Annotated in this window: 19 protein-coding genes and 1 pseudogene; 12 read left to right on the top strand and 8 right to left on the bottom strand. The window is 59.3% G+C overall.

The genetic code is table 11. The annotated features are described in order from the left end of the window. Positions 1–49: 49 nt before the first annotated feature. On the bottom strand, positions 50–997 hold the full coding sequence (locus AEP_RS17895) for a LysR family transcriptional regulator (RefSeq protein ID WP_087496655.1): 948 nt from the start codon (positions 995–997) through the stop codon (positions 50–52). 16 nt (positions 998–1,013) lie between these two features. After that, positions 1,014–2,105, bottom strand: coding sequence for an iron-sulfur cluster carrier protein ApbC (apbC, locus tag AEP_RS17890; RefSeq protein WP_087496654.1), 1,092 nt, complete (start codon positions 2,103–2,105; stop codon positions 1,014–1,016). A gap of 131 nt (positions 2,106–2,236) precedes the next feature. On the opposite strand from apbC, the gene AEP_RS17885 reads away from it, so the two are divergent. Then, positions 2,237–3,523 carry a patatin-like phospholipase family protein gene (locus AEP_RS17885; RefSeq protein ID WP_087496653.1) on the top strand — a complete coding sequence of 429 codons (1,287 nt, stop codon included), beginning with the start codon at positions 2,237–2,239 and terminating at the stop codon, positions 3,521–3,523. A gap of 70 nt (positions 3,524–3,593) precedes the next feature. Then, positions 3,594–3,803, top strand: a complete 210-nt coding sequence (locus tag AEP_RS17880) for a hypothetical protein (protein ID WP_087496652.1) — start codon at positions 3,594–3,596, stop codon at positions 3,801–3,803. 36 nt (positions 3,804–3,839) lie between these two features. Here the strand turns inward: AEP_RS17880 and AEP_RS17875 are convergent, their stop codons facing one another. Then, entirely contained in the window at positions 3,840–4,376 is a 537-nt protein-coding gene (locus AEP_RS17875) for a PadR family transcriptional regulator (protein ID WP_087496651.1), read from the bottom strand. Positions 4,377–4,514: 138 nt separating this feature from the next. On the opposite strand from AEP_RS17875, the pseudogene AEP_RS17870 reads away from it, so the two are divergent. Both AEP_RS17870 and AEP_RS17865 read left to right on the top strand, forming a co-directional pair. Then, positions 4,515–6,533, top strand: a pseudogene (locus tag AEP_RS17870) (oxidoreductase); the annotation flags it as partial. A gap of 581 nt (positions 6,534–7,114) precedes the next feature. Then, positions 7,115–7,927 carry a crotonase/enoyl-CoA hydratase family protein gene (locus tag AEP_RS17865; protein WP_087496649.1) on the top strand — a complete coding sequence of 271 codons (813 nt, stop codon included), beginning with the start codon at positions 7,115–7,117 and terminating at the stop codon, positions 7,925–7,927. Positions 7,928–7,943: 16 nt separating this feature from the next. Here AEP_RS17865 and AEP_RS17860 read toward each other — a convergent pair whose 3' ends face one another. From AEP_RS17860 to AEP_RS17850, 3 genes are all read right to left on the bottom strand, one after another. After that, on the bottom strand, positions 7,944–9,911 hold the full coding sequence (locus AEP_RS17860; RefSeq protein WP_157673203.1) for a DUF3857 domain-containing protein: 1,968 nt from the start codon (positions 9,909–9,911) through the stop codon (positions 7,944–7,946). Positions 9,912–9,922: 11 nt separating this feature from the next. After that, positions 9,923–11,191 (bottom strand): tetratricopeptide repeat protein, encoded by a 1,269-nt coding sequence (locus tag AEP_RS17855; protein WP_087496647.1) that lies wholly within the window; start codon positions 11,189–11,191, stop codon positions 9,923–9,925. A gap of 67 nt (positions 11,192–11,258) precedes the next feature. After that, positions 11,259–12,761, bottom strand: coding sequence for a tetratricopeptide repeat protein (locus tag AEP_RS17850; protein WP_087496646.1), 1,503 nt, complete (start codon positions 12,759–12,761; stop codon positions 11,259–11,261). An 86-nt stretch (positions 12,762–12,847) separates the two neighbouring features. On the opposite strand from AEP_RS17850, the gene metG reads away from it, so the two are divergent. Genes metG through nadB form a run of 4 tightly spaced genes read left to right on the top strand, consistent with a single transcriptional unit; the run spans position 12,848 to position 19,142 of the window. Further along, on the top strand, positions 12,848–15,016 hold the full coding sequence (gene metG, locus AEP_RS17845; RefSeq protein ID WP_087497407.1) for a methionine--tRNA ligase: 2,169 nt from the start codon (positions 12,848–12,850) through the stop codon (positions 15,014–15,016). 48 nt (positions 15,017–15,064) lie between these two features. After that, the gene (locus AEP_RS17840) at positions 15,065–15,811 is read left to right on the top strand and encodes a YoaK family protein (protein ID WP_087496645.1); all 747 of its coding nucleotides are present in this window, start codon (positions 15,065–15,067) and stop codon (positions 15,809–15,811) included. Positions 15,812–15,818: 7 nt separating this feature from the next. Beyond that, the gene (locus AEP_RS17835) at positions 15,819–17,492 is read left to right on the top strand and encodes a SulP family inorganic anion transporter (protein WP_087496644.1); all 1,674 of its coding nucleotides are present in this window, start codon (positions 15,819–15,821) and stop codon (positions 17,490–17,492) included. Between the two features lie 36 nt (positions 17,493–17,528). Continuing rightward, entirely contained in the window at positions 17,529–19,142 is a 1,614-nt protein-coding gene (gene nadB, locus AEP_RS17830; protein ID WP_087496643.1) for an L-aspartate oxidase, read from the top strand. A 7-nt stretch (positions 19,143–19,149) separates the two neighbouring features. On the opposite strand, the gene AEP_RS17825 is transcribed toward nadB, so the two are convergent. Continuing rightward, positions 19,150–20,130: a LysR family transcriptional regulator gene (locus AEP_RS17825; RefSeq protein ID WP_087496642.1), complete on the bottom strand. Its 981-nt coding sequence runs from the start codon at positions 20,128–20,130 to the stop codon at positions 19,150–19,152. A gap of 176 nt (positions 20,131–20,306) precedes the next feature. Between AEP_RS17825 and uraD the strand changes: the two genes are divergently transcribed. From uraD to AEP_RS17805, 4 genes are read left to right on the top strand one after another with little or no spacing between them, the layout of a single operon-like run. Beyond that, positions 20,307–20,846, top strand: coding sequence for a 2-oxo-4-hydroxy-4-carboxy-5-ureidoimidazoline decarboxylase (gene uraD / locus AEP_RS17820; RefSeq protein WP_232459866.1), 540 nt, complete (start codon positions 20,307–20,309; stop codon positions 20,844–20,846). Between the two features lie 28 nt (positions 20,847–20,874). Then, positions 20,875–21,942, top strand: coding sequence for a TRAP transporter substrate-binding protein (locus AEP_RS17815; RefSeq protein ID WP_087496640.1), 1,068 nt, complete (start codon positions 20,875–20,877; stop codon positions 21,940–21,942). 22 nt (positions 21,943–21,964) lie between these two features. Beyond that, positions 21,965–22,585 (top strand): TRAP transporter small permease subunit, encoded by a 621-nt coding sequence (locus AEP_RS17810; protein WP_087496639.1) that lies wholly within the window; start codon positions 21,965–21,967, stop codon positions 22,583–22,585. Beyond that, a complete protein-coding gene (locus tag AEP_RS17805) occupies positions 22,578–23,888 on the top strand; it encodes a TRAP transporter large permease (protein WP_087496638.1) in 1,311 nt (436 codons plus the stop codon). Before AEP_RS17810 ends, AEP_RS17805 begins: the two co-directional genes overlap by 8 nt. Positions 23,889–23,951: 63 nt before the next feature. Here the strand turns inward: AEP_RS17805 and AEP_RS17800 are convergent, their stop codons facing one another. Then, positions 23,952–25,979, bottom strand: a complete 2,028-nt coding sequence (locus tag AEP_RS17800) for an ATP-binding protein (protein ID WP_087496637.1) — start codon at positions 25,977–25,979, stop codon at positions 23,952–23,954. Positions 25,980–26,032 lie beyond the last annotated feature (53 nt).

Here is a 26,032-nt window from a genome sequence, read left to right as displayed (position 1 = left end):
ACTTAAGGAATTTTGGGTTTGTACACCAATTTCACTGATCTAAATCAAATTAAAGCGAGGTTAAGAGTCCCGTGTGCGTCGCAGCATGGCGCAACCAAGCGCCATCCTGTGCGAGGGAAATAGCTGCCTCCATGGCCCGCGACGGACGCACCGCCGCATGCGCCATGAAGCTGATGGGGGTGAGCACCTGCGGCGTGACAAGCGGTAGGGCTTCCAGCTCGCGATAACCGCGTACGGCCGACACAAGAGCGCCTGGCATCACGCTGCACACCTGCCCTGCCACCACGCTCAGCGCCATGGTGAGGATGGAGTTGGTCTCAATAATGGCGCGTGGCTTGCAACCCGCGGCCGCAAAGGAAGCGTCGACGATCGTGCGGTTGTGCATTTCCGGCGTCAGCAGGCACAGAGGCAGCTCTGCCGCATCCTTCCACCGGATGGGTTCGCCGATCTGCAATTCAACAGCGTGCACGCGCGAAGCTTTTCGTAACAGGAAGTAGTGTTCGTTGTATTGGGGATACGCGGTGAGCTGTACCTCGCGTTGATCCATGCGCTCGGTGTAGCCCAGTGCCAAGTCGATGGACAAACTCTCCAGCCGCTTTTCCAGTTCGGTCGAACTCAAGGACAACACGACCGGCATGACCTCAGGGTACTTGGCCTGCAACATGGCCGCGAACCGGGCCGCAACCGGTACCGCGGTAGGAACCGCCCCGACGATCAGGCGCCCGGTAGGTTGATTCGCAGTGCTGCGCAATGACTGCGCCAACACCTTGTGCTCATGCAGCATGCGCCGCGCGGATTCCAGCACCTGCTCGCCTTCGGGGGTAAAGCCCACAAAAGTGCGCCCCCGACGCACGATGACCACCTCGAACTCTTCTTCCAATGCCCGCAGCGCATTGGAGAGCGCCGGCTGGGTGATGTGGCAGGCCTGCGCCGCCCGGGCAAAGTGGCGGTGCTCATCGAGCGCCACCAGGTACCTCAGGGAGGAGAGCAGGTTCATGCCGCGTCCGGTCCGGTCAGCTGTTTTTGCTGATGGTGATGGTCGGGAACTTGCTGGAGAAGTCTTTGGACTGTGCCGCAATCTTCACAGCAACCTGGCGGGCGATGCCCTTGTAAAGACCTGCCACTTCGCTTTCCGGATCTGCAATTACCGTCGGGCGACCACTATCAGCCTGCTCACGGATGTGCAATGCCAGAGGCAAGGCGCCCAGGTAGTCCATGCCATACCCGGCTGCCATTTTCTTGCCACCATCAGCACCGAAGATGTGTTCCACATGGCCGCAGTTGCTGCACACATGCACCGCCATGTTTTCCACAATGCCCAGAATCGGCACGCCGACTTTCTCAAACATCTTGATGCCCTTTTTTGCGTCCAGGAGGGCAATGTCTTGCGGAGTGGTCACCACCACGGCACCGGTCAAGGGCACCCGCTGGCTCAGGGTGAGCTGGATGTCGCCGGTGCCGGGGGGCATGTCCACGACGAGGTAATCCAGCTCTTTCCAGTTGGTCTGACGCAGCAGTTGCTCCAAGGCCTGGGTCGCCATGGGGCCGCGCCAGATCATGGCCTGGTCGCCATCCACCAGAAAGCCGATGGACATGACCTGCACTCCGTGGTTCTCCATGGGCTCCATGGTTTTGCCATCCGCCGTGTCGGGCCGGCCTTCAATGCCCATCATCATGGGCTGGCTAGGGCCATAAATGTCTGCATCGAGCAAACCGACGCGCGCACCCTCGGCCGCCAGCGCCAATGCCAGGTTGGCCGCAGTCGTGCTCTTGCCCACGCCGCCCTTGCCGGATGCCACCGCCACAATGTTTTTCACACCGGGCAGCAACTGCACGCCACGCTGCACCGCATGGGGCACGATGTTGAGCTTGGGGGTGACGGTCACAGTACCCACGCCAGCTACCGTGCGTGCTGCCTGGCTTACCAGTTCCACCAGCGCTGGCCATTGGCTCTTGGCGGGGTAGCCCAGCTCCAAGTCCAGATGCACTTCAGTGCCTTGAAGCTTGATGTTTTTAAATGCTTTGGCGCTGGAAAAGGTGGCGCCGGTGTTCGGGTCGGTCAGGCTCTGCAAGGCCTGGGTGATGTCTTGTTCGGTAAACGCCATAAAAACTCCTGAATCCGGCGAGTCTATCCAAGGGACCAAACCCGCGACAGCCCGAGGTGCAATCGGTAGTCCGGATATCGAGGGTTAACCCCGCACACTTTTCTATTTACAAGCGCACCGGGCTTTTCATAATGGACACCATGAGTGCTGCCACGCCCGCTGTCCCCATGACCGGCCTGCTGCTGACCGGAGGGGGCGCACGTGCCGCCTATCAGGTGGGGGTCCTCGAGGCGATCGCCGATTTGCGCCTGGCCTGCGGTGCCGGCTGGCAACCCAACCCCTTTCCCATCATTGCTGGCACATCTGCGGGCGCCATCAACGCCTCTGCGCTGGCTTGCGGGGCAGACGATTTCGACGGGACCGTCCGCAAAATTGCCCATACATGGCAGAACTTCCACGCCCATGATGTGTACCGTGCGGACCATCTGAGCATGTTGCGCTCCGGAGCCACCTGGATCACCCTGCTCTCTCTGGGCTGGGTGCTGGCGAAGTGGCGGCGCATCAAGCCCCGGTCCTTGCTGGACAACGCGCCACTGGGCCAACTGCTCCAACAGCTCGTCCCGCTGGAGCGTTTGCCTCAGCTGTTGAGACAAGGCCACCTGCAGGCACTTGCAGTGACTGCATCCAGCTATAGCACCGGGGACCACGTCACCTTTTATGAGGGCGACAAGCGACTCATGCCTTGGGTGCGGACACAGCGCTACGCCGTGCGAGACCGTATCACCCACGCGCACCTGCTGGCGTCGAGTGCGATCCCCTTTGTGTTTCCGGCCACGCAATTGCACATCAACGGCAGGGAGGAGTATTTCGGAGACGGCTCCATGCGCCAGAGTGCCCCGGTGGCACCCGCTATTCATTTGGGAGCAGAACGAATACTGGTAATAGGCGCCGGGCGCATGCATGAGCCCAAAGAAGAAGCCCACCTGCACACCACCAGCAGCTACCCCAGCATTGCCCAGATTGCGGGGCATGCGTTGTCCAACATCTTTTTGGACGCTCTGGCAGTGGACGTAGAGCGGGTGCAGCGGATTAACCAGACCATCAAACTGGTGCCGGAGGAAGCACGCAAAGGCAGCACATTGCGCCCGGTGGAACTGCTGGTGATTGCGCCCAGCCAGCGCTTGGATGCCGTGGCCTCCCGCCATGTGAAGGATTTGCCTCATGCGGTGCGCACCATGCTGGGCGGCGTAGGCGTGTCGTCCGCCAAGGCTGACGTTAAAGGCGCAGCACTCGCCAGCTACCTGCTGTTTGAGAGCGGCTACACCACGGAGCTGATGGCGCTGGGCTATGCGGACGCCCAGAAGCAGCGCGCCGAGGTCTGCAAGTTTTTCGGCTGGAACGACCCTGCCAACGGTGACCCTGTGCCTGACGAGACAGGGTTCGTGGAACGCCGCAAAGACCCGCTTCGCTTGCGCTGAACCATAAATGCCAAGCTGCGTCCGGACGCAAAAGGCATAGAAAATAGTCGTTTTGACGCCGAGACACCCCGTGAACCCATCAGCCACCTACCCCGAACTGATAGCCACCTACCGCAGGGCGGCTGCTGATGCGGCTCACAAGCAGGGCTTGATTCAGGCCGTGGCAAAAAAGGGCCCTGCGGCCATCAAAGCAGCCATGGAGACTGCCGCCAAGGCAGAAAAGCGCAAAGCCACATTCGCCAAGAAGCTGGCGGATCTGGGGGTAGAAATCCCGGACTGAGGTCCACAGACACTCACTGCGACCCGGGCACTGGATTTATGTGGATTCCAAAACCGCCAGAGCCTCTTGTGCCCAGGCGATGCTGCCCTCTTCAAACATGATGCCTTTCTTGAGAATCAAATGTTGCAGCCGCTTAGCCCGCGGCATCGCATCGCCCCGCGAAAAGTCCCGTGCTTCGATGGCGCGGTAATGCGCCAAGCGCTCCGTGTGCTGGGCAATCCGGGCGCGGAGTTCATCACTCAAGTCCACTTCATTCAAAGCGGCATCCGCGCGGATTTTGACGGTGAACTCATCCCGCAAATCCATGGGCGCAGCAGGTTCGCTGGTCCAGCGCACCAGTTCTGCCCGGCCGTCCGGCAGCACCTTGTACTCCCGCTTGCGGGTGGCACCGGCGTCGGGCGCGCTGTCAGAGACGATCCAGCCCTTCTCTTCCATGCGGGCCAGTTCGCGGTAAATCTGCTGGTGCGTGGCGTGCCAGAAGTAACCAATGGACTTGTCAAACCGGCGCGCCAGCTCGTACCCTGAGGACGGTTTTTCAATCAACGAAGTGAGCACGGCATGGGCAAGCGACATGCGGGCGAGTCTAAGGGCAGCACTCTAACTATGCAACCAGTTGCATAAATCTGGCTAGACTTCTACACTGCAACTGGTTGCATAGCCGCGCGTGCCTTGGTAACGGCCGGCCACCCGAACACATAACAGGAGACACCCATGACTGCCACGCTCACCTACCCCCACATGCTTGCCCCTCTGAATTTGGGCTTTACCACCCTGAAAAACCGGGTGCTCATGGGCTCCATGCACGTGGGCCTGGAAGAAGCCAAAGACGGCTTCACCCGCATGGCCGCCTTCTACGCCGAGCGCGCCAAGGGCGGTGTAGGCCTGATCGTGACAGGCGGTATTGCGCCGAACGACCGCGCCCGCCCCATGCCCGGCGGTGCCGCCATGACCACGCAAAAGGAAGCCGACAAGCACAAGGTCGTGACCGACGCCGTGCACGCCGCGGGCGGCAAGATTTGCATGCAGATCCTGCACTTTGGCCGCTACGCCTACCACCCCGAACTGGTGGCACCGAGCGCACTGAAGGCGCCTATCAGCCCTTTCCGCCCCCACGCGCTGACAACAGAAGAAGTGAGCCAGACGATTGAGGATTACGCCAACGCGGCGGCCCTGGCCCAAAGCGCGGGCTACGACGGCGTGGAGATCATGGGTTCTGAGGGCTACCTGATCAACGAATTCATTGCCAAGCAAACCAACCAGCGCGACGACGAGTGGGGTGGCAGCTATGAAAACCGCATCCGCTTCCCGCTGGAGATCGTCCGCAAAACGCGTGCACGGGTGGGCGCCAACTTCATCATCATCTTCCGTCTCTCCATGCTGGACCTGGTGGAAGGCGGCTCTACTCTTGATGAAGTAGTGCAACTCGCCCAGGCTTTGGAAGCCGCTGGCGTCACCATCCTGAACACCGGCATCGGCTGGCACGAAGCGCGCATTCCCACCATCGCCACCAAGGTGCCGCGCGCAGCGTTTGCCTGGGTGACGGAGCAGCTCAAGGGCAAGGTGAAGATTCCGCTGATTGCCACCAACCGCATCAACACGCCGGAGGTGGCCGAGCAAATTCTCAGCAGCGGCCAAGCAGACATGGTGAGCATGGCCCGCCCCTTTCTGGCCGACCCGTTGTTTGTGCAAAAGGCGGCCGAGGGCAAAGCCGACCAGATCAACACCTGCATCGGCTGCAACCAGGCCTGCCTGGACCACACCTTTGGCGGCAAGATCACCAGCTGCCTGGTGAACCCGCGCGCCTGCCACGAAACCCTGATGGTGGACAGCCCCGCCCCCAGCAAAGAACGCATTGCCGTGGTGGGCGCAGGTCCGGCCGGCTTGGCCTTTTCGACCGAAGCGGCCAAGCGCGGCTTTGAGGTGACGTTGTTTGACGCTGCCAGCGAGATCGGCGGCCAGTTCAACGTGGCCAAGCAGGTGCCCGGCAAAGAAGAGTTCTACGAAACCCTGCGCTACTTCGGCAAGCAGATTGAGCTGACCGGCGTGAAGCTGCGGCTGAACCAAAAAGTCAGCGCACAAGACCTTAGCGCCGCCGGCTTCAAGCACGTGGTGCTGGCCACCGGCGTGACACCGCGCATGCCTGAGATTGAAGGCATTACTCACCCCAAAGTGCTGGGCTACCTGGACGTGCTGCGCGACAAAAAGCCCGTCGGCAAAACTGTGGCACTGATTGGCGCAGGCGGCATCGGCTTCGATACCGCCGAGTTCCTGCTGCACGAAGGCACCAGCCCCAGCCTGGACCAAGCCAAATTCTTCGCCGAATGGGGTGTGGACACTGCATATGCCAGCGCTGGTGGCTTGAAGCCCGCGCACATCGAGAAGACGCCGCGCAAGGTCTACCTGCTGCAGCGCAAGACCAGCAAAGTGGGCGACGGCTTGGGCAAGACCACGGGCTGGATTCACCGCACCTCGCTCAAGAACCGCGAGGTGGAAATGATCAACGGCGTGACCTACCGCAAGGTGGACGATGCCGGCCTGCACATCACCGTGGGCGACAAGGACATGGTGCTGCCGGTAGACAACGTAGTGGTCTGCGCCGGCCAAGACCCGCAGCGCGCGCTGCAGGCTGACCTGCAAGCCGCAGGCGTCATCGTGCACCTGATAGGCGGCGCCGATGTAGCTGCCGAGCTGGATGCCAAGCGCGCCATCAAGCAAGGCACCGAGCTCGCCTTGGCATTTGGCGCCGCACTCGCCCAAGCGGCAGAAGCAGGTGCCGCCCCCACTCTGGCGCAGACCCTGCCCGCACCGGTGGCGGCCAGCCTCAAGCTGTGGCACCAAATGATTGCCGAAAACAACCTGGCCGAGCTGCCCACCATCCTGCACCGCAAGGCCGTGTTCCGCTCGCCCATGGCGCACACGCCCTACCCCAGCGCGCAGGCGGTGCAAGTGATCTTGACCAACGTGGTGCAGGTGTTTGAAGACTTCAAATATCACCGCGAACTGGCCAGCGCCGACGGCCTGAGCTTGGTGCTGGAGTTCAGCGCCAAGGTGAACGGCAAAGAGCTCAAGGGCATTGACATGGTGCAGTTCGACGCCGAGGGCAAGATCACCGACTTTGAGGTGATGGTGCGTCCCATGAGCGGCCTGCAGGCGCTAGGTGACGAGATGGGCAAGCGACTGGCGCCCTATATGACCATGATGAAGCCAGCCAAGACCTGAAGGCTGGATTCATCAATACTATAAAAATAATAGCTGCTCGCGCACATTCCATGGGCGCCAGCAGCCTATTTGGCATATAAAAGGAGACACACATGGAGTTTGAAACCCTGAAGGTCACGCTCGACGCGCACATCGCCACCATCCGCCTGAACCGTCCCGACAAAGCCAACGCCATGAACGCCACCATGTGGCAGGAAATCCGCCAGGCCTTTGAGTGGGTGGACCGCACGCCGGAGGCGCGGGTGGCGGTGTTGCAAGGCGAGGGCAAGTTGTTTTGCGCGGGTATCGACCTGCAGATGATGATGGGCATAGGCCCGCAGATCGCCAACGACTGCGACGGTCGCATGCGCGAGAGCCTGCGCCGCATGATTCTGGACATGCAGGACACGCTGACCAGCCTGGAACGCTGCCGCAAGCCGGTGCTGGCTGCCATCCATGGCGGCTGCATCGGGGGCGGCATCGACCTGGTGACCTGCGCCGACATGCGCTACGCCAGCGCCGATGCGTTTTTCACCATCAAGGAGATCGACATTGGCATGACTGCCGACGTGGGCACCCTGCAGCGCCTGCCCAAGCTGGTGGGCGATGGCATCACCCGCGAGCTGGCCTACACCGGCCGCAAGATGGACGCCACGGAGGCCAAGAGTATCGGCCTGGTGAACCGCGTGTTTGAAAGCCGCGAGGCGCTCTACGCCGGAGTGCATGAGATTGCCGCCACGATTGCGGCCAAGTCCCCACTGTCGATCCGCGGCACCAAAGAAATGATCACCTACGCCCGCGACCACAGCGTGGCCGACAGCCTGAACTACATCGCCACTTGGAACTCCGCCATGCTGATGAGTAAGGACCTGACCGAGGCGATGACGGCGAACATGCAGAAGCGCCCGCCGGTGTTTAAGGACTGAAAGGTTTGAAGTTCCTTTAGTCGCCATCTTTCGCAGCCCTGCTGAAAGAGTACCCCAGCAGGTTGCGCGCCTTCCGCAAGTTTTCGATATAGGCAGGCATGTTTTGAGTCGAGACTGAATCAGACAAAGTGCGATAGGAGTCAACAATCGTCAGACGGCCGGGGGAAAACTTGACAGAACTTTCCAATTCGAAAGCCGGATCCTTGATTTTGGAAGTCCCTGCCTTGTAGGTCCATGACTCAGGTAGAAGCACGTAGGTGGTTTGCCGCACATTTGCCGGGTGCAGCAAACCCAGTGGCTCTGTGCGTACGGTATTGCGCGGCGCCCGCAAGTAGTCGTTGACATCAGGACTTGCTGCGTAGGCTTCCATCCGGTTGTCTTTGCCTGCAGTCCAAAAGTCCGGAATCGTGTAGTACTCGGTGAGCGTCAGCTGATTGCTGGCAGCGTTGTCGTTTACTTCAAAGGGACGTACCGCGGTAAGGTTGGGATAGAAACGTGCAAAGTAATTGATCAATTGCTTCTGCATTTCCTCAGGAGAATCTTTGGCCAGGGTATTGCGCAAACGCTCAGCGCTTAAACCTTCCAACACAGTAGTCACCGTGAACGGCACAGCTTGTTGCGTGCCACCCTTGCTATCAAAAACAACCAGCACTTTGCGGTTGTACTCAGTAGCGGCCCCTGGCAACATTTCAGTAAGGGCTGTCTGCTGCGGCTCCAGGACCAGCGCAAATCCGAAGTTGGCTTGCGAGATATCTCGCAGCCCACCGACCTGCTGTTGCAAGGTAGGGTCCAGCCAAAAATACTCGTCACCTACTTTGGCTCGCACAATCACATGGTCAAAAGCTCCGGGTGATGGCTGCCACTGCACAATCGCTTTCTTGGACCGTGTGTTCACCAGCGCGGGACTTGCCTGGATATCCAATGCCTTGAGCAACGTGAGCGTCAGCAAGGTTTTGTCCTTGCAGTCACCAAAGCGGCGTGACAACACCAACTCAGGCGGCGTCGGTGCGTGGGATCCTGGCCCCACTTCGACGCCCAGATACCGGACTGTTCTTTGGACATAACGCAAAGCTTCGGCTGTCCGTTCGGCAGGGTCGGCAAACCGATTCTTGATGCGCTCCGCTTCTGCCGCCAGTTCAGGGGGGATACGTGTTGGCGGGGTATAGAGCGGAACGCCCCACTTCACCACCGATTGCCAATCGCCAAAATCACTCCATTGCGCACTGGGGAAGGGGTCATACCAGGCCGGCGCATCATCGCGAACGCGCAGAGAGGCCATCTCGCGTTGGTTCCAGATGTATTCATCCATACCGCCAGTCATTTGCCGGGTGGGCTCCGGATGGCCGTTATGCATCTTGATGACTGGATTGCGGCCCTTTTCCGTCACCAGACGGGAATACACCGTCTGCACGGGCACACCCCATTGAGATTCGAATAATCCGTAGTGCTTCCCAGCAAATACGGGGTTACTTCCACGCAAACTGAACGCGTACTCCACCACATCACCAACGCGAACATCTTCCAAAAAGAGGTTTGCAGTCTTGGAGCCATTGAATATCAGTTGCTCCAGGGACTTCTCGCGTTGCAGCACCTTGATGGCCGATGGCACTAGTTTGGATATCTTCTTGTCACCACGGCGGATATCCACCGAATGCAAGAGCAGCGTTTGGTAAGACGGATCGAAGCGGATTTCGATGTTGGAAGAGTTCTCCAGACCACTTTCGTTCTGGATCTTGAACGCATAGTGGCTGTAAGAGTGCCTGCTGCTCCCCTGAATCAATACCTGCCGATCTGCCAGCAGATATGAAACACCATCGCTTTGTTTGCTTTGTGATGTTTCCGAACTCAAATCTGGTGCAATGGGAGTGACCCATACCGGCAATTTATCAATTTTGAATTCCGGCGCGGCCGGTGCGGCCTGAGCTCCACCCAAGATCAGCGTTGCGATACAAGCTGCACCCCACAAGGCTAAAAGCTTCTTCACACTTTTCACAATCATTCTCCAGCCGCAAGGGCAAAGTCCAAGGCTTGCAAAAATCGACCGGGCTCAGCGAGAGCACGCGCCAGTTGCTGTGCCTTCTTGATCTGTACATCGTTCAACGGAGTCTCGAAGGGGGGCTTGAAATCGGCCATCTCGACAGCTCCACCATTTTGGAGAGACTCTGCATGGAAATACAGCGCATAGGCAACTACGCTGTTCGCGGGCAATCCACTTCCATGGTGATAAGCGCGAGCCAGCCAAAAAACCGCATCAACAAAGTTTTTGTCGGCCGCATCTCTGATTAACTGCAACCCCCGCTTTTGATCTTGCCGCTCATGCTCACCCAGCCCACCGTACCAGCGGGTAACGCCTTCCCGAAAAGAGTCCCGCGGAGTTGTATTGGCATGCTCTTGAAAGGGCGTGTAAGTCTTGAAAGCTGGTCTCGCCGCAAAGTCTCCAGACACCAGCGACAGGTAGTAGAGCTCTGGCTTGCCGCCAGAAGAGGCCTGTCGCGCCAGATAAGCACGGTCGACCTCCTGCTGCTCGCCAACCATCTCGGCTGGCGTTTTCCGTTTAACTTCGGACAACCAGATCGACGCGAGGCTGTTGCCACGATTGGCCGCACGTTCCGACCAGATCAAGGACTTTTCAATGTCCTGCTTCACACCCCAACCAAAATAAAGCATCTTTCCCAGCAGGAACTGTGGCAAAGAGTTCCCAGCAATAGCGGAGAGCTCAATCCAAGTTGCAGCTTCCCGGTACCGTTTCAGGTCGAAATACAGAACGCCCAAAGCTAAGTGTGAAGCCTCATGCCCTTGTGACGCGGCCTTAAGCCACCATTTTTCTGTTGCAAGGAGGTTCTGTCCATTTTGCAGACCCCAAAGGGAACTGAGCCCCTGCTTAAACTGGTAATCCGCGTCGTCCTCCATTTCCTTTCGAATGACCAATGCGCTCTCAGACTGCAGGTCTACCCGCCCCTCCGCGATGGATTCCAGAAGTGCACGGGAAAGCACTCCTCCTTTACTTGCATACTCCTTCAGAGTTGCCAATCCTTGGGGTTGGTCCTTGGGTAAGCCGACACCACACAACTGCATCATTGCCAGCAACGCCGGAAACTCCGGATCGTCGTTTGACTCCTTGCGCAAATAGTCCAACTCCGTTTGATTCAACATCTTGCCCGCAGGAATCTGAAACATCTCAGCGAGTTGATCACAACGCATGACCTCCCTTGCATGCACGTTCAACGCAGCGTTGATGATCAGCGCAATCCATAGCTTTTTCATTGTTGTTCCCTGCTCCCAAGGTCGATCTGCACTAGCGAAGTTATCTCTTCTAATTGTTAAATTAGAACTACTGCGCCGTAGCACGATCAAGAGAGATTAGATACTCGCCTGGCACGGACATATCGCGAATCAATCGTTTGGCCTGAGCGATTTGCGCCGGTGACATTTCGTCCTCAATTGCTGGGTGATAGTTCTCCAGCAAAGCGTCAAGCGCATCCCCACTCCATTCGCCCGAAAAATTTACCGCATACGCAGCTACAGGATTTTTTTCGACCCCGATACCAGATAGATACGCGTTGGCAAGTCGCGTCCTGGCAGAGACATTTTTCCCCTCTGCAGCTATTCTGAGGAAATGCACGCCCAGAGAAAGATTGACCGGCAAGCCATCTCCCTTCAAATACGCGAGCCCCAAGTTGGACGTACTCTGCAGATCTCCACCGTCCACTGCGCTCAGGTACCAACACAATGTCTGCTCAACATCATTCTTGCTGGCCAGATGTTGCGCCATCTTCACCTGCGCTTCAGGGGATCCTTGCCTTGCCCATGAAAGATCGTTGGCGATCGAAAGATCAGTCACCGCATCGCCTATTCCACCGCAATCGTACAAGTCTCGCAAATGCCATTGCCGTGGAGCTATGCGTACTTCCTGAGAGAAGGACTTCCTCTGCGCCACTACTTTCTTTCTCCAGAGGTAGGCTTCACGCAGGTCAACGGGCACTCCCAAACCCCTTTCATACGCGTTCGCCAAAGCAGCCTGCGCATCTGGAACTGACCGAGCGGCTGCCCTGCGGTACCACCCAAGGGCTTTCTCGTAGTCCAGCTCCGCAAATGTCCCGGTGGAATAAATCTTCCCCAAACGCAACTCCGCGAATGGGAAACGTTTCTCAGCAGCATAGGTCAGCCGCTGCAAGGCAAGGTTCACATTGGAGTGAGTTCCCAGTCCTTTGGAGTAGATGTACCCCGACAAATACGCCGACATTGCATCGCCCGCAGCGGCGCCAATCTCGCTCCACTTCAGCGCATCTGCATACCTCTCCCTAGAAAGGTAGAACTGCACAAGATTTGCGTAGGTATCGAGATGGCCTTGACTTGCAGCTTTCAACATCCAGTTTTCGGCTGCCACGACATCCTGTCTTATCAAAAAACCTTGCCAATACACACGCCCGAGTTCCATTTGTAACTCTGGAACCCCGTGCTCCGCCCCTCGCTGCAACCACTTTTGAGCCAACACTGGATTTTTAGGAACACCCAGAAATCCCATATACAAATAGTAGAGCGCTGCAATAGCAGAAGGATTTAGATCGTCGGCGGCACGCTCCAACTCACGCACGCCACGCTCTACATCCTTTTGCACTCCAATTCCACAGAGATAAAGTACACCAAATCCTACTGCCCCAATTTCTGGGGATTCACGGATTTTGTTCTGAACCTGAACCCACTCAGCATCGGTAAAGAGGCGCCCTTCCTTGGCTGGAGTCATTTTTTGAAGGACTTCGCATGACGGCAACGCCGCCTGTGCGAAAACCGAAGACGCAAGACCGAACAACAACACCGATAGTATTTTTTTCATTCAGTGCCTCCCTATTTGCACTGCCAACATTCTAAAAGGCGACCCCGACTAAAATCACCGGTTCCTCTGTGAAAGTCGATTTCCCCATGCCTCGCCAACTCTTCGTTACCACCGCCCTCCCCTACGCCAACGGCAACTTCCATATCGGTCACATCATGGAATACATCCAGGCCGACATCTGGGTGCGGTTCCAGCGCATGCAGGGCAACGCGGTGAACTTCGTAGGCGCGGACGATACGCACGGCGCGCCCATCATGATTGCGGCTGAAAAAGCGGGGGTAACGTCCGAGCAATTCGTGGCCAACATCGCCGCCGGGCGCAAGCAGTACCTGGACGGCTTTCACATCAGCTTTGACAACTGGCACAGCACCCACTCGCCCGAGAACACCGAGCTGGCCCGCCAGATCTATCGTGACCTGCGCGACCGCGCCGATGGCAGCCTGATTGAAGTGCGCACTATCGAGCAGTTCTTCGACCCCGAGAAGAACATGTTCCTGCCTGACCGCTATATCAAAGGCGAGTGCCCCAAGTGCCACGCCAAAGACCAGTACGGCGACAACTGTGAGGTCTGCGGCTCGGTATACGCGCCCACCGACCTGATCAACCCCTTCTCAGCCCTCTCCGGCGCCAAGCCCGAGCTCAAGAACTCTGAGCACTACTTCTTCAAGTTGTCTGACCCACGATGCGTGGAGTTCCTGGAGAACTGGACGCAAGACGGCAAGCTGCAACCCGAAGTGGCCAACAAGATCAAAGAATGGTTCAGCGTGCGCACCAACCCGGACGGCACCCAGAGCGAAGGGCTGGGCGACTGGGACATCAGCCGCGACGCACCTTACTTCGGTATCGAGATTCCCGATGCGCCGGGCAAATACTTCTATGTGTGGCTGGACGCGCCTGTGGGCTACCTGGCGTCGCTCAAAAACTGGTTCGACAAAGGCGGTCCCAAGGCTAAGCACGGCGACACCCGCAGCTTTGACGAATACATGGCAGCAAGTGATACCGAGCAGTACCACTTCATCGGCAAAGACATAGTTACCTTCCACACGCTGTTCTGGCCCGCGATGCTGAAGTTCAGCGGCCGCAAGACACCCAACAACGTGTTTGTGCACGGCTTCCTGACCGTGAACAATGGCGAGAAGATGAGCAAGAGCCGGGGCACTGGCCTGGACCCGCTCAAGTACCTGAGCCTGGGCATGAACGCCGAGTGGCTGCGCTATTACCTGGCTGCCAAACTGAGTGCCCGCAATGAAGACATCGACTTCAACGCCGACGACTTCATGGCGCGGGTGAACAGCGATTTGATTGGCAAGTACGTCAACATCGCCAGCCGTGCTGCCGGCTTTATCACCAAGCGCTTTGACGGCAAGCTGACCAGCGACTTCGGCACCACCGGCGCTGCCCTGTTGGCCGAAGTGCGTGGCGCCAGCGATGCACTCGCCCAAATGTACGAAGCGCGCGAATACGGCAAAGCCACCCGCGAGATCATGCTGCTGGCCGACAAGGTGAATGCCTATGTAGACCAGAACAAGCCATGGGACTTGGCCAAGGACGTGGCCAACAACCAGGCGCTGCACCAGGTGTGCTCGGTGCTCATTAACACCTTCGCCACACTCACCCGCTATCTCTCGCCCGTGCTGCCCGGCTTGGCGCAAGCGGTGCAAGGCTTTGTGGGCGTGGACATGCAGCAGTGGAATGTGGCCGGCGATGTGCAAGCCATCCAGCCTTACCAGCACCTGATGCAACGCGTCACCCCCGAGCAGCTGGACGCACTTTTTGAACCCAAAGAGCCTCTAGCGCCCGCAGAACCTGCGCAAGCAGCTCCTAAAAAAGTAGCAAAATCAGCACCCGCCGCTGTGCCAGCTGATCCCAACGCCCCCGGTGGCGAGGCGCTGGCCCCCACCATCAGCATTGATGACTTCGCCAAGATCGACCTGCGCATCGCAAAGATCGTGAACTGCGAAGCCGTCGAAGGCTCCACCAAATTGCTGCGCCTGACCCTCGATGTGGGTGAAAAGAACGCCGAGGGCCAGCCCACCACGCGCAATGTGTTCAGCGGCATCGCCAGCATGTACAAGCCCGAAGAGCTGGTGGGCCAGCTCACCGTGCTGGTGGCCAATCTGGCGCCGCGCAAGATGAAGTTCGGCATGTCCGAAGGCATGGTCATGGCGGCCAGCCATGCAGATGAGGGCGCCAACCCCGGCATCTACATCCTCAACCCCTGGCCCGGCGCCCAGCCCGGCATGCGCATCCACTAAAGCACAGTCGCTTTATTCATCAGACACAGCACACACCGGTCCCACAGCATGATCCCCCTGATCCGTGGTTGGACCGATGTGCAGCGCACGCCGCAAGCCAACACGCGCTTGGGCGTGACCCTCGCCGCCGTGGCGGGGGCGGCGAATGCCGGAGGCTTTCTGGCCGTGAACCAATACACCTCCCATATGACCGGCGTGGTGTCTGGCATGGCGGACGCTTTGGTGCTGGGCCACACCGGCACCGCGCTGGTCGGCCTGGCCATGCTGCTGGCCTTTGTGACCGGTGCCATGTGCACTGCCTTGCTGGTGAACTGGGGCATGCGCCACCACTTGCATAGTGCTTATGGGCTGCCGCTATTGTTGGAGGCAGCGCTGCTGCTGGTATTCGGCTTGTTTGGTGGCGCGATTGCCGTCGCTGCCCACCTGTTTGTGCCACTCACGGTCGTGCTGCTCTGCTTCATCATGGGTCTGCAGAACGCGGTGATCACCAAGATCTCGCGTGCAGAGATTCGCACCACCCACATCACCGGTCTGGTCACCGATATGGGCATTGAGCTGGGCAAGCTGCTCTACATCAACCCCGCACCCTCTGAACACCCCGTGCGTGCCAACCGCGACAAACTGCGCCTGCAGGGCAAGCTGATTGGCGCCTTTGCCTTGGGGGCGCTGGTCGGGGCCATGGGCTTCAAGCATGTGGGCTATATCGCCACCCTGCCATTGGCCTTGGCGCTGCTAGCGCTGGTGATCAAACCCTTGTGGAAGGACCTGCACCCTTCCGCTTACCCTGCCGCCTGACCCCGCCATGGCTGCACCCCGCTTTTTCCACCCGCGCCTGATGGATGCCCTGCAGGGCTACAACCGGCAGCGCCTGGCAGGGGACATTGGCGCGGGCCTCACGGTGGGTGTCGTGGCGCTGCCCTTGGCCATGGCCTTTGCCATCGCCAGTGGCCTCAAGCCCGAGGCAGGCCTGTTCACCGCCATCATTGCCGGCTTTTTGATCTCTGCGCTGGGTGGCAGCCGGGTGCAAATCGGTGGGCCGGCGGGGGCATTCATCGTCATCGTGTACGGCATCGTCGAGCGCTATGGCTATGCCAATCTGGTCATTGCAACCGCCATGTCCGGTGTGATGTTGTTCGCCTTCGGTTTCTTCCGGCTGGGCACGCTGGTGCGCTTTATCCCGATTGCTGTGGTCATCGGCTTTACCAATGGCATTGCAGTGCTGATTGCGCTCTCGCAGGTCAAAGACTTTCTGGGTCTGAACACCGGACCCATGCCGGGCAGCTTCTTCGGCATCCTGCACACGCTGAGTGCTTCGCTCTCCACCATCAACCTGCAGGCGACGGCACTCGCATTGGCCAGTCTGGCGGTCATCGTGGCATGGCAGTTCGGTCTCACCCGCCTGGCCAAAGCCAATGCGTGGGCTGCCAAGTTGGCGCTGGTGCCTGGCGCAGTGGTCGCACTGATTGGAGCTACTCTCGTAGTGGGTCTGGCGGGATTGCCCGTGGAAACCATCGGCAGCCGCTTCGGCGGCGTGCCCACTGCATTGCCCGGCTTTGCCTTGCCCGACTTCAGCTGGGAGACCGTGCGCTTTCTGTTCATCCCTGCCACCACACTGGCCATGCTGGGCGCCATTGAATCCCTGCTCTGTGCCCGGGTGGCCGACGGCATGATCGGCGACCGGCACGACCCCAATCAGGAGCTGATGGCCCAAGGCATTGCCAACCTGGTCACTCCCTTCTTCGGGGGTATGCCAGCCACCGGCACCATTGCCCGTACGGTCACTAACATCAAGAGCGGTGCCAGCAGCCCGGTGGCTGGCATGGTGCACGCCCTCACCCTGATGCTAGTGGTGCTCGTGGCAGCGCCTTTGGCCAAGAACATTCCGCTGGCCGCCATGGCCGCCATCCTCATGTTTGTGGCTTGGAACATGGGCGAATGGCGCGAGTTTGTGCACCTGCGGCAATACCGCCTGCCTTACCGCGCGACCCTGCTGGCCGTGTTTTTCCTGACGGTGGTGTTTGACCTGACAGTCGCCGTAGAAGTAGGCTTGGTCGCTGCCTGCCTGACCTTCATCTACCGCATCTCCAGCCTCTCGCGTTGCGAGCAACTCAGCGCGCAGGACTACCCGCCGCTGGTGGGCCTTGAACGAGATGTCGCAGCCCATCGACTGCATGGCGCCATCTTCTTCGGCGCGGTCAAGCTGATTGAAAACCTCGAAGACCACCTGCCCGCCCGGGTGCTGGTGCTGGACTTCAAAAACGTGCTCTACATAGACTCATCCGGCGCGGACACTGTGCTGGACTTGGTGCACACCTGCCACAAGCGGGGTGTGCGCCTGATTGCATGCGGGCTGGCCTTCCAGCCACAAGACATCCTGCTGCGCTGCGGCGTTACCGAGGCCCTGGGCCCGGCCAACCTCAGCCCCACGTTGGCACAAGCGCTGGAGCTCGCGGTGCATGATGCGCAAGCGGCCTGATACCTGCCACACCCTGATTTTTCCCGACCCCATTGCATGACATCCACAACAAAAACTAGCGCACCCCTGCACTTTGATGTGCTCATCGTTGGAAGCGGCCTCGCCGGCCTGAGTGCTGCGCTTTTGCTCTCGCAGCAATACCGCGTGGCCATCCTCACCAAACGTGCAGTGCGCGAAGGCAGCAGCGGCTGGGCCCAAGGCGGCATTGCCGCCGTGTGGGACAAGGACGACAGTTTTGCCGCGCACGTGGACGACACGCTGATTGCCGGTGCCGGCCTGTGCGACCTCAAAGCCACGCAGTTCGTGGTGGAGAACGCGCCCCAGTCCATCGCCTGGCTGCAAAAGCTGGGCGTGCCGTTTTCGGAGGAAGCGGGCCATGCCGGCCAGCTGCACCTCACCCGCGAAGGCGGTCACAGTGCACGGCGCATCGTCCACGTCACCGATGCCACCGGCGCGGCAGTCCAGCAGACCCTGATTGAGAAAGTAAAAGCCAGCGCCAATGTGACGCTGTTTGAGCAACACACGCTGGTGGACCTGATCACCACCACCAAGCTGGGCCAGGCTGGCCCCAACCGCTGCGTGGGCCTGTACGCGCTGGACGACGACACCGACGAAGTGCTCACCTTTCAGGCGCCCCACACCATCCTGGCCACAGGCGGCGCGGGCAAGGTCTACCTTTACACCACCAACCCCGACACGGCCACTGGCGACGGCATTGCCGCCGCCTGGCGGGCAGGCTGCCAGGTGCAGAACATGGAGTTCATCCAGTTCCACCCCACCTGCTTGTTTCACCCGCACGCCAAGAGCTTTTTGATCACCGAAGCGGTGCGTGGCGAGGGCGGCCGCCTGCTGCTGCCCACCGGCGAACGCTTTATGCCCAAGCATGACCCGCGCGCCGAGCTGGCCCCGCGCGACGTGGTGGCCCGCGCCATCGACTTCGAGATGAAAAAAGGCGGCTTCGACTGCGTGTACCTCGACATCTCACACCAGCCGCTGAGCTTCATCCAGGAGCACTTTCCCAACATCTACGCCCGCTGCCTGGAGCTGGGCATCGACATGGCCAAGCAGCCCATCCCCGTGGTGCCGGCTGCCCACTACACCTGCGGTGGCGTGGTCACCGACCTGGATGCCCGCACCGATGTGCAAGGCCTGTATGCCGTAGGCGAAACTGCCTGCACCGGCTTGCACGGCGCAAACCGTTTGGCATCGAATTCGCTGGTGGAGTGCATGGTGTTTGCGCGGGCAGCTACTGCTTTGATAGCAAGTGAACTCGCCAATGGCAGCTCTGAGGCACCACGCCAGTTGCCCGCCTGGGACGACAGCCGCGTCACCGATGCGGACGAGAGCGTGGTCATCTCCCACAACTGGGACGAGCTGCGCCGCTTCATGTGGGACTACGTCGGCATCGTGCGCACCAACAAACGGCTGGAGCGCGCGGCCCACCGTATCGCGCTGCTGCAAGACGAGATTGCCGAGTTTTATGCCCACTTCCATGTCACCCGCGACCTGCTGGAGCTACGCAACCTGGTGCAAGTGGCTGACCTGATCGTGAAAAGCGCCCAGGCCCGCCACGAGAGCCGCGGCCTGCACTTCAGCCGCGACTACCCCGGAATGTTGGATGTGGCGGTTCCGACGACGCTCACGCCTTGAAACCAAGTTAAGCCGTCTTGACTAGCGCCAGCCCGGCCCCTGCGATAGTCCGTGCCCGCGGCACTGCCACCAACATCCGGTCAGCCACCTCTTTGAGCACCTGACGGAACCAACGCTGCGCAGGAGCCCGCTGGTTGCGACCGTGCCAAATTTGGTAGAAGCGCATGTTCGGGTAATCAATGGGGCACGGCACCACGATGAGCGGCAGGGTGCTGGCGTAATGCTCGGCGAAATGGCGGCTGATGGTGAAGATTAAGTCTGTACCCGGCAACATGTTGGGCGCCATGCTGAAGAACGGCACGATCATGCGCGCGTTGCGCGTCAGTCGGTGGGTGGCGAGGTACTTGTCAATCACCCCACGGTGGCTGGATGAATATGGCAGAGGCACCACATGGGGAGCGTGAAGGTACTGCTCGCGGGTCATGGGACTGCGCGCCAACGGGTTGTTACGGTCCATAAGCACCACCACGTCGTCTTCCAGCAGAGGTGCTGTGTGCAAATGCTCGGGGGGCTCAGGCCAGTTGCCGATGACTACGTCCAGCTCACCATTGGCCAGAGCTTCTTCAAAGTCATAGCCGGGGCCCAGGGGGTGCACCATCAGTCGAGCGTTGGGTGCATCCCGCCGCAGCGCTTTGGCCACACCGGCCATGAACACCGTAGACAGGTAATCCGGGCAGCCGATCTTGTAGAGCTGTTGGGTGGTCTGAGGGTCGAACTGTTCCCCCACTGTAAATAGGCGATCTATGTCGGCTAGGGCCCCGCGTGCGGTCTCCAGCACCTCCAAGCCACGGGGCGTAGGCACCATGGCGTTGCCACTTCGGACCAACAGTTCGTCATTGAAGACCAGCCGCAGTTTGCGCAGGGCGGCGCTGATAGCCGGTTGCGTCTGATTCATGCGGGTTGCCACCCGCGTGAGGTTGCGCTCTGTCAGCAAGGACACCAGCACCCTGAGCAGATAGGTGTCCAAAGGGTCATTAGGGCGGGCCATGGCAAATCTCCGGAGTTGCCATGGGTGAAGCACATGTTATGCCAGTCATAACAAACACAGCGCGCGCGCAGAGGGTCCCGCTCCTAAACTTTTATGGGTGGGTTAAACGCCTATGTCCATGCGGACTGCGGTGACAAGGCTCGCTTATTGCTAACCCTCTACCAAGGCTTACCGCTATGCAAACCATGACCGCTCCGATGATTGCGCCGCTCCGGCTGGAGGATGTGAATGCGCTCAGCGAACGGGCGTTTGTGGAATTGCTCGGCGAAGTGTTCGAACACTCCCCCTGGGTCGCCAGTCGTGCTTTTGCGGCGCGTCCGTTTGCCGACATTTCCGCACTGCACACCGCAATGGTGCATGAGATGCAACGCGCCAACCAAGCCGAAAAACTCGCGCTCCTGTGTGCCCACCCGGAACTGGCCGGCAAAGCTGCCCAACGCGGAGAGCTCACCAGCGCGTCCACCCAAGAACAATCACGCGCCGGACTCAATGCCCTGAACCCGCAAGAGATGCAGCGCATCACCGACCTGAATACCGCCTACCGCGCACGCCACGGATTCCCTTTCATCGTGTGCGTCGGGCAACACACCAAGGACAGCATTTTTTCCGTGTTCGCCCAGCGCGTGGCCAACGCTCCCGCCCAGGAGCAAGTCGAAGCGCTGAGCCAAGTGACCGCCATCGCTCTCTTACGCCTAAACAAACTCATTTCCCATTGACCCCGTTTCTTCAACCTTAGGACTCACCATGCACAGCAAACCTCTCCGCTTCCGCAAAGCCCTGTCTACCGTAGCCCTGGCCGCCGTGCTCGCCGGCACCGCCGGTTGGACGCTCGCCGCCGATGTCACCATGCGTGTGGCTGGCAACTTCTCTTCCAACGTGCGCCACTCAGAAGGCATTGAGCGACCCTTCTTTACCGGGCTGCCCAAGGCGACCGGAATCGACATGGACGTGAAGTTCAACCCCATGGATGTAGTGAACGTAAAGCCGGACGACGCTCTGCGCCTGTTGCGCTCCAACGTGTTTGATGTGATGTCCGTACAAATCGGTAGCGTTGCGCGTGACGATCCGTTCTTTGAAGGCATCGACCTCGCCGGTGTCTCTACCAACATGACCATGTTGCGCGAATCCATGGAAGCCTACCGCCATGTGTTTGACCAGCGTCTGCAGGAAAAATTCAAGGCCAAGGCATTGACACTCTGGCCCTTCGGGCCCCAAGTGTTCTTCTGCAACAAGCCCATTAAGTCGATTGCCGACTTCAAGGGCCTGAAGATCCGCAGCTTCACCCCCAGCATGTCCGCCATGCTGCAAAACTTGGGAGCCACCCCGGTCACACTGTCGTTCTCCGAGGTGTACTCCGCGCTGGGCAACGGCGTTGTGGACTGCGGTGTCACTTCTGCCAACTCCGGCAACTCCGGCAAATGGCCTGAAGTCACGCAATATTTCTACCCTTTGTCGGTGGCCGGCTCCGTCCAGGGTCACTTTGTGAACATCGACTTTTGGAACAAGCTCAGCCCCGCACAACAAACCAAGATCTCTGCTGAGTTCAAGAAGATGGAAGACCAGATGTGGGCACTGGCTGAAGAAGGTACTGCCGATTCCATCGCCTGCAATACCGGCAAGCCATGCAAAAACGGCACCCCCTTCAAGATGACCCTGGTGCCTGTGAGTGCAGATGACCAAGCCAAGGTGAAAGCCGCTTCCGCCGCCACCGTGCTGCCAATGTGGAAAACCGTCTGCAACAAAGTGGACCCCAAGTGCAGCGACACCTGGAACGCCACCGTGGGCAAAGCCCGTGGCATGGCCATCAACTAAACACACCGTCGAGACAGCCCCGATGTCCAGTACCAACCCGATCAGCCAAGCCATTGCGCCGGCCGCCCGATATGCCACTCTGGCGTTCGGGTGGGTGGTACTGGCCTATGCAGTTGCGCTCAGCCTTGAAGTGTTGGGCCGCAAACTATTCAACACTTCTTTCAAAGGCATCGACGAACTCGGTGGTTTTGTGCTGGCCGTCAGTGCAGCCATCGGTGCGTCTTACGCCATGGCCCAGCGCAGCCACACGCGGGTGGATGTGTTCCTCGTCCTCTTCCCCCGCCCCGTACAGAAAGTGCTCAATACCCTGGCCATGGCATGCTTTGCCTTCTTTGCCACCTTTGCCGCTTGGCGCGGCATTTCGGTGCTAATGGAAACACTGGACTTCAAAAGCAGTGCACCGAATCTGGAAATCGCTTTGTGGATTCCGCAATCCGCCTGGGTGCTGGGCCTCGTGTTGCTGGCCTTTATCTCCCTGGCCTACGCATTCCACGCCTTGTACTTGTTGCTCGCAGGTCGCCATGAACTGAACGCTTGGTACGGCCCTACCAGTGCCCAGGAAGAACTGGAAGCCGAGCTTGCCGAGCTCAAGGCCCGTGGCACCGCCAGCAATGCAGGCTTGCAAGGAGACTCCCATGGCTGATATCTCGATTGCAGCGGTCGCGGCCGGCTTTGGCCTATTGATCCTGCTCATGAGCTTGGGCCTGCACGTGGCCTTTGTCATGTTCATTCTGAGCCTTCTGGGCGCGGTGATGTACCTCGGCTGGCCGGTAGCTTTTGAGTACGGCACCCAGTATTGGAGTGCCAACAACAATTTCGTGCTGGTGTCGGTGCCTCTGTTCATCCTGCTTGGTGAGTTGCTAGTGCGCGGAGGCTTTACCGACAAGATGTACCGCGCGCTTTCGGATTGGCTGTCCCCCTTGCCGGGAGGACTGCTGCACTCAAACATCGGTGCATCCGCCCTGTTTGCAGCTGTGTCTGGGTCGTCCGTAGCGACTGCGGCCACCATTGGTACCGTAGCGCTGCCGGCCTTCAAACAGCGTGGCTACAACGCCCGTCTGGTCCTGGGCACGATTGCAGCCGGTGCCACCTTGGGAATCCTGATTCCACCGTCGATCAACATGATCATTTACGGCGCCATGACCAACACCTCAGTGGGCAAGCTCTACGCCGCAGGTGTGGTACCGGGCCTGCTGCTCACGGCGCTGTTCATGGCGGTCATCGTGGTGGTCTGCTTGTGGAAGCCTGCGTACGCCGGGGCCAAGGAAGCACCTTCCCCCCTGAGAGACAAGCTCATTCGCCTGCTGGACTTGATACCGCCGGTCACCGTCATTGTGTTTGTGATGGGCAGCATCTATGCCGGTTGGGCCACGCCCACCGAATCGGCTGCGCTAGGAGTCGTCGTGTCTCTGGCCTTGTGTGCAGGCTACGGGAGACTCAACATCAAAATGCTGCATGAGTCCTTTCTGACCACGCTGTCCATCACCGCGATGATCATGCTGATCGCGGCGGCGGCGTTCTACCTGAACTTCGTTCTCGGCATGATGGGTGTGCCCGACATGCTGACCAAATTCGTGACCGGCCTAAAGGCCAGCCCCGGCCAGATCATTCTGGTGCTGACTATTCTTTACCTGATCCTGGGTTGCTTTCTGGATGCGCTTGCCATGGTGGTGGGCACCATACCTATCGTGTTCCCAATCGTCGTGGCGCTGGGGATTGACCCGGTTTGGTTCGGCATTTTCCTGGTGATCATGGCGGAACTGGCGCTCATAACCCCACCGGTGGGAATGAACCTGTATGTGGTGCAGGGCGTGCGCGGGGAAGGCAACATCATTGATGTGATCTACGGTGTGATGCCATTCCTGCTGATCATGCTGGTGTTGGTCGCGTTGATCTGGTTCTTCCCCGCCATCGTGATGTGGCTACCTGGATCCATAGGAAACTGACATCTGCTACTAAAAACGGAGCTGCTGGTGCACATCCCACGTGCGTCAGCAGCTCTTTTTGCATCAAACCGTATGCTTGCGAAGCATGTTGGCCAAGCTGGCAGCCGTGTACGGCTTCGCCAAATGGTCGTCCATCCCGGCGCTTTGACAATCCAGGAGGTCCTCGTGCAAGGCGCTGGCTGACAAGGCAATGATGGGGGTTCTGCGCCCGGCAGGTTCTGTCTGGCGAATCAGGAGAGTGGCTTCTTTGCCGCCCATGACCGGCATTTGCAGATCCATCAAAACCAGATCCCATGGCTTGGTCGGAAAGATGTCCACGGCCTCCTGGCCATTCTCTGCAATGGTCACGGCATGACCCCAGCGGCCGAGCAGCGTCTTGGCCAGTATCTGGTTCACCTTGTGGTCCTCCACCAGCAGCACCAGCAAGGGCCTGTTGAATACCGGCACTTCGTCTGCCGGCTTTTGCGGTGCGGGGTCTACCAGCGCCTCCGGCGAGTAGGCATTGGCGCCACCAGCCTCCAAGGCTGGCTGCAGGGGCACTTCCAGACAAAAGGTGCTGCCCTGGCCGGGGGCGCTTCGCACTGTCAAAGCGCCCTGCATCAGGCGCGCCAGTTCTGCGCAAATACTCAACCCCAAGCCCGTGCCACCGAAGCGCCGCGTGGTGGACGCATCTGCCTGCTCAAATGCCTTGAAGATGCTGGCCTGTTGATCCAGTGGCACGCCGATACCGGTGTCTTTGACCTCAAAAACCAGCGTGTCCTTCGCTTTGGAATACTTGCCCACCCGCACACTCAGGTGTACATGCCCACCTTCGGTGAACTTGACCGCGTTTTCCAGCAAGTTGGTAAGAATCTGGCGGGTTCGCAGCGCATCACCCACGACGCATGACGGTACCTGCGCATCGATATGGAGTGCGAATTCGAGTTGCTTCTGCACGCAGCGGTTGGTGTAGACGACCTTGAGCTCTTCAAGCAACGCGCGCAGATCCCATGCACTGCTCTCGAGTTGCATGTGGTGAGCCTCCAGCTTGGAGTAATCCAGAATCTCGTTCAGGATTTTGAGCAAGGCACTCGCGGAGTTTTGCGCCGTAGCCAGGTAATGCTGCTGCTCCTGTGCATCTGACGAACCCCTGGCCAACTCCAGCATGCCCAGCACGCCATTCATCGGCGTGCGTATCTCGTGGCTCATATTGGACAGAAACTCACTTTTCACCTGACTGAGGCGCTCTGCGTTCACCTTGGCGTGCCGCAACTCAGAGTCGATCTTGCGCTGTTGCTCAATGTCGCGGACCGTACCCTCGTAAAACACGTAGAAGCAGACCACACAGGCCAGCAGCGAGAAACCCACCAAAAAAGCCAGCCACAAGTTTCTGGACAGCAAATCCCGCTGGCGCTTGGCCAAGGCTATCTCGAGGGTGTTGGTAACCAACAGGACCCTCGCCTCCAGAAAACCTTGCAAGCCAACCAACGCATCCTGACCCGGACCAATGGCCTGATTAGCCGGGTTCTTGAGCGCCAACAAAGCCTGACGGACCGGTTGAATCGCAGCGGTGTCCAGCGTGGCGAAACCCAGGGTGTCGTTCGCCGTGCGGGTGTAACGCTCTAACGAATCGATTTGCCCCAACACCACCGACACCCAAAAAGCGGGGCCCTGCGGGTTGGCCACCCCGCGCTGAATGGCCTTGAGCTCTGCGCTGGCGTTGATCAGTCGGGGCATGACCTGGACCGTGATCAGGCTCATGTACAGGGTGTGCAGTTCGGTGTCGAGAATCAGGCCGGATTCATCACCGATTCGGTAGGCCGCCTTCTCCATGCGGGCCAATTCCATCGAGCGGCGCTGCCACTCGTCTCTGGCCATCGGCTCTGCGCCACCAGCCAGGTCAGCGGACTTCAGTTGGTCCAGAAGCAGTGGCCGAAGGCTTTGTGTTCCCTGAACTTCCGCGGCAAGGGTGTTGCTCTCCTCCAGGTACCTCGCGGTGCTAATCACCGTGAAGAGGAGGAGCGGCACACAGAAGAACGCGAGGACGACCCTCGCCTTCCCTTTGAAAGACAGCGCCCGCATTCGGCTGATGAGGAAGCTGTCTTTTTCCATGCTTCAGTGCCTTGGTTGAAAAACCATCAAATTACCTTCCAAGACTGAAGAAC

Origin of the sequence: Curvibacter sp. AEP1-3, from assembly GCF_002163715.1 — a bacterium.
GTDB lineage: Bacteria > Pseudomonadota > Gammaproteobacteria > Burkholderiales > Burkholderiaceae_C > Allorhodoferax.
Note: the sequence above shows the minus strand (reverse complement) of the source record. Positions and strands in the feature narration are given on the sequence as shown.

What these genes read in the sequence shown, in the direction of transcription:
- AEP_RS17810 (WP_087496639.1), top strand. Translation starts at nt 21,965, where the DNA reads ATGTCCAGTACCAACCCGATCAGCCAAGCCATTGCGCCGGCCGCCCGA.
- AEP_RS17875 (WP_087496651.1), bottom strand. Translation starts at nt 4,376, where the DNA reads ATGTCGCTTGCCCATGCCGTGCTCACTTCGTTGATTGAAAAACCGTCC.
- nadB (WP_087496643.1), top strand. Translation starts at nt 17,529, where the DNA reads ATGACATCCACAACAAAAACTAGCGCACCCCTGCACTTTGATGTGCTC.
- AEP_RS17815 (WP_087496640.1), top strand. Translation starts at nt 20,875, where the DNA reads ATGCACAGCAAACCTCTCCGCTTCCGCAAAGCCCTGTCTACCGTAGCC.
- AEP_RS17885 (WP_087496653.1), top strand. Translation starts at nt 2,237, where the DNA reads ATGGACACCATGAGTGCTGCCACGCCCGCTGTCCCCATGACCGGCCTG.
- AEP_RS17835 (WP_087496644.1), top strand. Translation starts at nt 15,819, where the DNA reads ATGGCTGCACCCCGCTTTTTCCACCCGCGCCTGATGGATGCCCTGCAG.
- AEP_RS17840 (WP_087496645.1), top strand. Translation starts at nt 15,065, where the DNA reads ATGATCCCCCTGATCCGTGGTTGGACCGATGTGCAGCGCACGCCGCAA.
- AEP_RS17850 (WP_087496646.1), bottom strand. Translation starts at nt 12,761, where the DNA reads ATGAAAAAAATACTATCGGTGTTGTTGTTCGGTCTTGCGTCTTCGGTT.
- apbC (WP_087496654.1), bottom strand. Translation starts at nt 2,105, where the DNA reads ATGGCGTTTACCGAACAAGACATCACCCAGGCCTTGCAGAGCCTGACC.
- AEP_RS17800 (WP_087496637.1), bottom strand. Translation starts at nt 25,979, where the DNA reads ATGGAAAAAGACAGCTTCCTCATCAGCCGAATGCGGGCGCTGTCTTTC.
- AEP_RS17895 (WP_087496655.1), bottom strand. Translation starts at nt 997, where the DNA reads ATGAACCTGCTCTCCTCCCTGAGGTACCTGGTGGCGCTCGATGAGCAC.
- AEP_RS17825 (WP_087496642.1), bottom strand. Translation starts at nt 20,130, where the DNA reads ATGGCCCGCCCTAATGACCCTTTGGACACCTATCTGCTCAGGGTGCTG.
- uraD (WP_232459866.1), top strand. Translation starts at nt 20,307, where the DNA reads ATGCAAACCATGACCGCTCCGATGATTGCGCCGCTCCGGCTGGAGGAT.
- AEP_RS17805 (WP_087496638.1), top strand. Translation starts at nt 22,578, where the DNA reads ATGGCTGATATCTCGATTGCAGCGGTCGCGGCCGGCTTTGGCCTATTG.
- AEP_RS17865 (WP_087496649.1), top strand. Translation starts at nt 7,115, where the DNA reads ATGGAGTTTGAAACCCTGAAGGTCACGCTCGACGCGCACATCGCCACC.
- metG (WP_087497407.1), top strand. Translation starts at nt 12,848, where the DNA reads ATGCCTCGCCAACTCTTCGTTACCACCGCCCTCCCCTACGCCAACGGC.
- AEP_RS17855 (WP_087496647.1), bottom strand. Translation starts at nt 11,191, where the DNA reads ATGAAAAAGCTATGGATTGCGCTGATCATCAACGCTGCGTTGAACGTG.